Raw genomic sequence first — 7,827 nt, 5'->3', positions numbered from 1 at the left:
ATCCCAACCTTCCCCCAGMGGGGGAAGGAGCAAATCCGCCAGCGCCATCTTGCTCCCTCCCCCGCTGGGGGAGGGCAGGGGTGGGGGCCAGCMGGCCTTCGAATATGCGCGACGAAACATCAAGCGCCGCTGGCCCCCATCCCMACCTTCCCCCAGAGGGGGAAGGAGTAAGCATCAGGCCCTCCTTATTGCCCAAAGAACAGGCTGATACATGGCCTGTTTCCCTGATCGATTTCCAGCCTCCCCTCCAATAATTCTCAAGACGGGGCGCCCCTTGCGCCCGGCGCTGCGGAGTATGGATGGCGGAAGAAAGTGATCTCGAAAAAACCGAACCGGCCTCGCCCCGGCGCCTGGAAAAGGCGCGCGAAGAAGGCCAGGTCGCGCGGTCGCGGGAGCTTGTCACCTTTGTCATGCTCACCACGGGCGTGGGCGGCCTGTGGATGCTGGGCGAGATGATGGGCGGGCATTTCAACAGCGCTTTACGCAACGGCCTGCAGTTCGAGCGCGCCTCGGCCTTTGACCCGGCGCACATGATGAACCAGGCCGGCGGCGCGCTGCTGCATGCCGCGCAGGCGCTGCTGCCGGTGCTGCTGATGATGCTGGTGGCCGCGCTGGTGGCGCCCATGCTGCTGGGCGGCTGGCTGCTGTCGGCGCAGTCGCTGGCGCCGAATTTCTCCAAGCTCAATCCCATCGCCGGCATAGGCCGCATGTTCTCGGTCGAGTCGCTGGCCGAACTCGCCAAGACATTGCTCAAGTCGCTGCTGGTGGGCGGCGTCGCCTGGTGGGTCATCGCCGACGACCTGGGCGCCATCATGGGCCTGATGCGCGAGCCCGCGCATGCCGCGCTGCCGCACACCCTGCACCTGGTGGCGGTGAGCTGCGCGCTGATCATCGCCTCGCTGCTGCTGGTGGCCGGCATCGACGTGCCCTACCAGCTCTGGAGCCACGCGCGCAAGCTGCGCATGTCGCGCGAGGACCTGCGCCAGGAGAACAAGGAAAGCGAAGGCGACCCGCACATCAAGGCGCAGATACGCCGGCAGCAGCAACAGATGGCCAAGCGCCGCATGATGGCCGAGGTGCCCAAGGCCGACATCATCGTCACCAACCCCACGCACTTCGCCGTCGCCCTGAAGTACGTCGACAAGGACATGCGCGCGCCGCGCGTGATTGCCAAGGGCACCGACCTGGTGGCCCTGCGCATACGCGCCATGGCCGAAGAGCACAAGATCCCGGTGCTGGAAGCGCCGCCGCTGACGCGCGCGCTGTACCGCCACACCAAGCTCGGCGATGAAATCCCGGCGGCGCTGTATTCGGCCGTGGCCGAGGTGCTGGCCTGGGCCTACCAGCTGCAGCGCGCGGCCGAGGGCGGCGCCACGCCGCCGCGCGCGCCGCGTGACCTGCCGGTGCCTGAGTCGCTGGATCCCCAAGCCGCGCCCGCCGCGCATTCCTCGCCATCGCTGCTGGGGAGCGCCGCATGACGCTGGTCGACGACCTGATGCGGTTGCCGCGCCAGATGATGGCCGGCGGCAAGGGCAAGGGCCTGGCCGGCCCGGTGCTGATCATCCTGATCCTCAGCATGATGGTGCTGCCGCTGCCGCCGTTTTTGCTGGACCTGCTGTTCACCTTCAACATCGCGCTGTCCATCATGGTGCTGCTGGTCAGCATGTACACCATGAAGGCGCTGGACTTCGCGGCCTTCCCGGCCGTGCTGCTGTTCACCACCCTGCTGCGCCTGTCGCTGAACGTGGCCTCCACGCGCGTGGTGCTGATGGAAGGCCACACCGGGCCGGACGCCGCGGGCAAGGTCATCGAGGCCTTCGGCCACTTCCTGGTCGGCGGCAACTTCGCGGTCGGCGTGATGGTCTTCATCATCCTGGTGGTGATCAACTTCATGGTCATCACCAAGGGCGCGGGCCGCATCGCCGAGGTGGGCGCGCGCTTCACGCTGGACGCGATGCCGGGCAAGCAGATGGCCATCGACGCCGACCTCAACGCCGGCCTGATCGGCGAGGACGTGGCGCGCAAGCGCCGCGCCGAAGTCGCGCAGGAGGCCGACTTCTACGGCTCCATGGACGGCGCCAGCAAGTTCGTGCGCGGCGACGCCGTGGCCGGCCTGCTGATCCTGGTGATCAACATCATCGGCGGGCTGATCGTCGGCATGGCCCAGCACGGGCTGGATTTTTCGCAGGCGGCGACGACCTACACGCTGCTGGCCATCGGCGACGGCCTGGTCGCGCAGATCCCGGCGCTGGTGATCTCGACGGCGGCCGGTGTCATCGTCTCGCGCGTCACCACCGACGAGGACGTGGGCGGCCAGCTCACGGGCCAGCTGTTCGCGAATCCGCAGGTGCTGTTCCTGACGGCTGGCGTGATCGGCCTGATGGGCCTGATCCCGGGCATGCCCAACCTGGCGTTTTTGATCATCGCCGGCGGCCTGGTCTGGCTGGGGCGGCGCATCATGCGGCGCGCCGCTACGAGCGGTGCGGCCGCGGCCGAAGCGCCGCCGCCGCCGGCTCCCGCCGAATCGCAGGAGGCCAGCTGGGACGACGTGGCGCTGGTCGACCCGCTGGGGCTGGAAGTCGGCTACCGGCTGATCTCGCTGGTCGACAAAAGCCAGAACGGCGAGCTGCTGGGCCGCATCAAAAGCATACGCAAGAAGTTCGCGCAGGACATCGGCTTCCTGGTGCCGGTGGTCCACATCCGCGACAACCTGGAGATCAAGCCGAATGCCTATGTGCTCAAGCTCAAGGGCGTGCAGATCGGCCAGGGCGAAGCCTTCCCGGGCCAGTGGATGGCCATCAACCCGGGCCAGGTCAGCGCCAGCCTGCCGGGCACGCAGACGCGCGACCCGGCCTTCGGCCTGCCTGCCGTCTGGATAGACAGCGGGCTGCGCGAGCAGGCGCAGATTTACGGCTACACCGTGGTCGACGCCAGCACCGTGGTGGCCACGCATTTGAACCACCTGATCCACGCGCACGCCGCCGAGCTGCTGGGCCGGCAGGAAGTGCAGCAGCTGCTGGACCGCATCGCCAAGGAATCGCCCATGCTGGTGCAGGACCTGGTGCCCAAGACCCTGTCGCTCACGACGCTGCAGAAAGTGCTGCAGAACCTGCTCGACGAGAGCGTGCCGATACGCGACATGCGCACCATCCTCGACGTGCTGGCCGAGAACGCACCGACCGTGAGCGACACCACCGAGCTGACCTCGCTGATACGGCTGGCGCTGTCGCGCGCCATCGTCCAGCATATTTTCCCGGGCGAGGAGGAGCTGCAGGTCATAGGCCTGGACAGTTCACTCGACCGCGTGCTGCTGCAAGCCCTGAGCAACAGCGCCGGCCTGGAGCCGGGCCTGGCCGACAGGCTGCTGCGCGAAGCGCAGCAGGCCATGGACCGGCAAGCCGGCCTGGGCCTGGCGCCGGTGCTGGTGGTGCAGCACCCGCTGCGCGTGCTGCTGGCGCGCTTCCTGCGCCGCAGCCTGCCGCAGCTCAAGGTGCTGTCGCACGCTGAGATACCCGACACCCGCACCATCAAAGTGACCGCCACGATTGGAGCCGCCCTGTGAACACCCCGAATTCCGCCGACGCCGCAACCACCTGCCAGGTCGTCGCGCCCTCCAGCCGCGAGGCGCTGCGCCTGGTGCGCGAACGCCTGGGCCCCGATGCCGTGGTGCTGTCGAACCGCGTGACGGCCGAGGGCGTGGAAGTTGTCGCGGCGCTGGAAGGCTTTGCCGCCGTGCCCGCCGCTGTCCCTGCCGTGCCCACCGCTGTAGCCGCTCCCTCCCGGCCCGCCAGCCCTCCGGCCGCAGCCGAAAGCGAGGCCGTGCTGCGCGAGATCCATTCCATGCGCGGCATGATCGAGGAACAGCTGGCCGGCATGGCCTGGAACGACAAGCAGCGGCGCGACCCGGTGCGCGGCCATTTGCTGCGCACCTTGCTGGGCGCGGGCTTCAGCGCGCGCCTGGCAAAAGACATCCTGCAGGACCTGCCCACGGGCCAGAGCCACGCGCTCGGCATGGACTATGCGAAGGCTGAGCTCGCGCGCCGCATGCCGCTGCTCGAAGACGAGGGCGCGCTGCTCGACGAGGGCGGCGTGTACGCCCTGATGGGGCCGACCGGGGTGGGCAAGACCACCACCACCGCCAAGCTCGCGGCGCGCTGCGTGATGCGCTTCGGCGCCGACAAGCTGGCCCTGGTCACCACCGACAGCTACCGCATAGGCGCGTACGAGCAGCTGCGCATCTACGGCCAGATCCTGGGCGTGGCGGTGTACGCGGTGAAGGACGCGGCCGACCTGGACCGCGTGCTGGCCGGCCTGCGCGACAAACACATGGTGCTGATAGACACGGTGGGCATGAGCCAGCGCGACCGCGCCGTCGCCGGGCAGATCGCGATGCTCTGCGGGGCCAACCGCTCCGTCAAGCGCCTGCTGCTGCTCAATGCCTCCAGCCACGGCGACACCCTCAACGAAGTCGTGCAGGCCTACCGCCACGGCGAGAAGGCCGGCGCTGAAGGCGGCGGCTGGGACCTGGCGGGCTGCATCTTCACCAAGGTCGACGAGGCCACGCATCCCGGCGCGCTGATCGACATGGCGATACGCCACCAGCTGCCGGTGCACTACATCTCCAGCGGCCAGAAGGTTCCCGAGCACCTGGTGCCGGCCGACGGCAAGGCCCTGGTCGACAGCGTGTTCCAGGCCGGCAGCCGCAGTGCGCTGTTTGTGCCCGGCGAGTCCGACCTTGAAGAAAAACCCGAGGCCGACGGCGATGCGGAGCGCGCAGCGGCGGAAGCGGCGAAGGCCGAAGCCGCCAGCGAGCGCCTGCGCGCGCAATGCCGGCAGCTGATCCAGGCCCTCACGCACAACGCGCAGGAGCTTGCCGCCAATGCAGCCGCGTTGTCGCAGGGCGGAATCGGTTTTGAGGAAACCCGCGCGCTGTGGCGGCAGCTTGCTGCCCCCGCGGGCGCGGACGGAGAAACACCGGAGCAGCAGGAGCGGGAGGAGCAACGCGTGTCGCGTGCGCTGAGCTTCCAGGCGATTGACGCCGCCGCCGCGCTGTGCGGCGACTATGTGCTGGCCGTGGGGGGCGAAGCGCACCTGCCGGTGCAAGAAGGAAAAGATGACGAAGGGCCGCAATCACTGGCCAGCACGCTGCTGCTGTCGGACCGCACGGGCCAGGTTTTTGCGGCGCCGCTGCAAGGCCCGGCGGGCACGGAACAGCCGGCCGGCTGGGCCCTGCAGCCCGCGCTCGACAAAACCGTGGTTCACCTGTTCGCGCGCGTGCCCGAAGCCCGGCTGATCCGGCAGTGGCAGCACGAAGGGCGCGCCTGGGCGGCGGCCGGCAGTTCGGCGCTGCGCATCGTCGATGCGGACACCGGCGCGCGCGGCACGCTGGCCAGGCTGGCCGCGGGCCTGGCCTTCGGCACGGCACTGCCGGTGGTCTACCGCAAGAAGGCGGCCTTCATGTCGGTGGCGGAGGCGCGCATCAGCCTGCGGCCCGAGCTGGACGACATGGCGCCGGGCACGCAGCCGCCCCTGCCGGTGCTGCGCTGCGTGGTCAGGCGCATGGTCGATGCCGTGAGCGGCAAGCTGCTGGCGCACAGCTATGTGCTGGCCGGCGAAGGCGTGCGCGCCCCGGCGCGGCGCATGGCGCAGTGGCCCAGCTGGCGCAGCGCCGCCGAACCTTATTTCAAGCTGCTGGGCCAGGGCATCGGCCAGATGGACGCGGCCGCCGTGCCGGCGCGCCGGCTGATCGCCGGCCAGGCCTGCACCACGGTGTTCCTGCTGCAAGGCCTGCAGGACGGCTGGGCCGAGACGGCGCGGCGCGCGCTGGCGCAACTGGCCGGTCGCGCGGTGCGCCCGGGCCGTCCGGTGCCGGCGGCCGTGCTGTTTGAAGGCCTGGGCAAGCTGCTGGTGCTGCTCGACGCGCTGGAGACTGAAGGCGTCGCGCCTTCGCCCGCGCCCCTGCCCGCGGCGCGAGGCTGAGGACAAGGCTGTGAAAAAACCGGTGAGCGACCAGGCCGACGGGCTCAGGCGCCTGATGGCGAACAGCCCGGGGCGGCTGCTGGCCTTTGTCGGCGCAGCGCCCGGCGTGGGCGTGAGCAGCGTCACCATGAACCTCGCGGCGGCGCTGGCCCGGCTGGGCCAGGACGTGCAGGTGATCGACGAGCGCGGCGGTGTGCCGGCCGCCTATGCGCGCCTGCAGGGCCGGTTGGTGCTGGTCGATGCGCGGCTGGACGGCGAGGGCCTGCTCTCGCCGCTGGCCGCCCAGGCCGACGAACTGGTGGTGGTGCTGCGGCCGCAGGTCGAGGCCATCACCGCCGCCTATGCCTGCATCAAGCGGCTGCAGCAGGCGCATTCGCTGCGGCGCATGCGCGTGCTGGTCAACCACGCGGCGGGCGCGAACGATGCCAACCGCATCCTGGCCAACCTGGCCAGCGTCGCGAAGAGCTACCTCGCGCTGGCGCTGGAGCCGGCCGGCTGCATACGCGAGGACGTGCAACTGGCGCAGGCGCGCTGGCTCAACATGAGTGTGGTCGAGGCCTTCCCGGGCAGCCCGGCCGCGCTGGACGTGGACCGGCTGGCGGCCGATGTGCTGCGCTGGCCGGCGGTGCCCGCAAACCCTTCAAGGCCCGTGCTGCCGGGCGCGCCCGGCGAAGTGCCCGCCCGCCAGGAATTGTCTCCGGCGGCGTCCCCGGCCGCCGCCTGAATTCCCGACCCTTCAAGAAGCAGGAGGAATCCTCGATGTCCATGTACACCCCCCAGGGAAAGCTGGCCCAGTCCGCCCCGTCGGAGCTGCTGGCCCAGCACGCGCCGCTGGTGCGCAGGCTGGCGCTGCAGCTGATCGCCAGGCTGCCGGCCAGCGTGGAGCTGGACGACCTGATCCAGGTCGGCATGATGGGCCTGCTGGACGCGGCCGAAAAATACCAGGACGACCAGGGCGCGAAGTTCGAGACCTACGCGAGCCAGCGCATACGCGGCGCCATGCTCGACGAACTGCGCGCCAACGACTGGGTGTCGCGCGGCCTGCGCAAGTCCTCGCGCGGCGTCTCCATGGCGGTGCGCGCGCAGGAGCAGAAGCTGGGCCGCGCGCCCAATGAACGCGAGATCGCCCAGGAACTGGAACTGCCGCTGGAGGCCTACCAGCAGCTGCTCAATGAGATCCACGGCTGCCAGCTCGTCTACTACGAGGACTTCGACCGCGGCGACGGCGAGAAGCGCGAGAACAATTTCCTGGACCGCCAGGACCACGGCGACCGCGTGCTGGCCGACGAACCGCTGACGCAGCTGCTGCAAGGCGACTTCCGGCGCCAGCTGGTGGCGGCCATAGGCGAGCTGCCCGAGCGCGAGCAGCTGCTGCTGAGCCTGTATTACGACGAAGAGCTGAATCTGCGTGAAATCGGCGCGGTGCTGGAGGTGACCCAGTCGCGCGTTTGCCAGCTGCACAGTCAGGCCATCAGCAGGCTGCGCGCCAGCCTGGCCGCGTTGCTGGGGCTGGAGAAGGAGGCGCCGCGTGCGTCGGCGCGCAAGCCGGCTGCGGTGCCTGCGGCTGCCCGCCCCCGGGTGGCTAAGGCTATGTCATGAGGCGGCTGTCCTCTGCATAGGGTTGCTGGCCGGGGTTGCCGGCAGCAAGTAACTTTCTTTTGCTTCGCCAAAAGAAAGTCACCAAAGAAAAGGCGACCCGCAGTCTGGGTCCCCTACGCTGCGCTACGGGGCAACCTGCGGTGCTCGAGCCAAGCGGGGTCTGGCTAAACTCGCCTTCGGCTCAAACAACGCCAGCCCTGATCCGCTTGTCTCTGCGCTCCTCGGCCCAGCCAGGACGGGGCAATCGGG

The 7,827-nt window shown here is 69.5% G+C and carries 5 protein-coding genes; all 5 read left to right on the top strand.

Going from position 1 to position 7,827, the window contains the following annotated elements; translation table 11 throughout:
- The first annotated feature begins 299 nt into the window (after positions 1–299).
- The 5 genes from flhB to AC1D0O_RS24980 are packed head-to-tail and all read left to right on the top strand — an operon-like array spanning position 300 to position 7,578.
- Positions 300–1,478, top strand: coding sequence for a flagellar biosynthesis protein FlhB (gene flhB, locus AC1D0O_RS25000; RefSeq protein ID WP_477656178.1), 1,179 nt, complete (start codon positions 300–302; stop codon positions 1,476–1,478).
- A 17-nt stretch (positions 1,479–1,495) separates the two neighbouring features.
- Complete coding sequence (gene flhA / locus AC1D0O_RS24995) at positions 1,496–3,562, top strand: flagellar biosynthesis protein FlhA (RefSeq protein WP_477656180.1); 2,067 nt, start codon at positions 1,496–1,498, stop codon at positions 3,560–3,562.
- Positions 3,559–5,979 (top strand): flagellar biosynthesis protein FlhF, encoded by a 2,421-nt coding sequence (flhF, locus tag AC1D0O_RS24990; protein ID WP_477656177.1) that lies wholly within the window; start codon positions 3,559–3,561, stop codon positions 5,977–5,979. Before flhA ends, flhF begins: the two co-directional genes overlap by 4 nt.
- Before the next feature lie 10 nt (positions 5,980–5,989).
- Positions 5,990–6,703: a MinD/ParA family ATP-binding protein gene (locus tag AC1D0O_RS24985; protein ID WP_477656176.1), complete on the top strand. Its 714-nt coding sequence runs from the start codon at positions 5,990–5,992 to the stop codon at positions 6,701–6,703.
- Between the two features lie 41 nt (positions 6,704–6,744).
- Entirely contained in the window at positions 6,745–7,578 is an 834-nt protein-coding gene (locus tag AC1D0O_RS24980; RefSeq protein WP_477656179.1) for an RNA polymerase sigma factor FliA, read from the top strand.
- Positions 7,579–7,827 lie beyond the last annotated feature (249 nt).

The sequence above is a fragment of the Polaromonas sp. P1_F2 genome (genome assembly GCF_056405735.1).
This window is presented reverse-complemented; position numbering and strand designations above follow the sequence as displayed.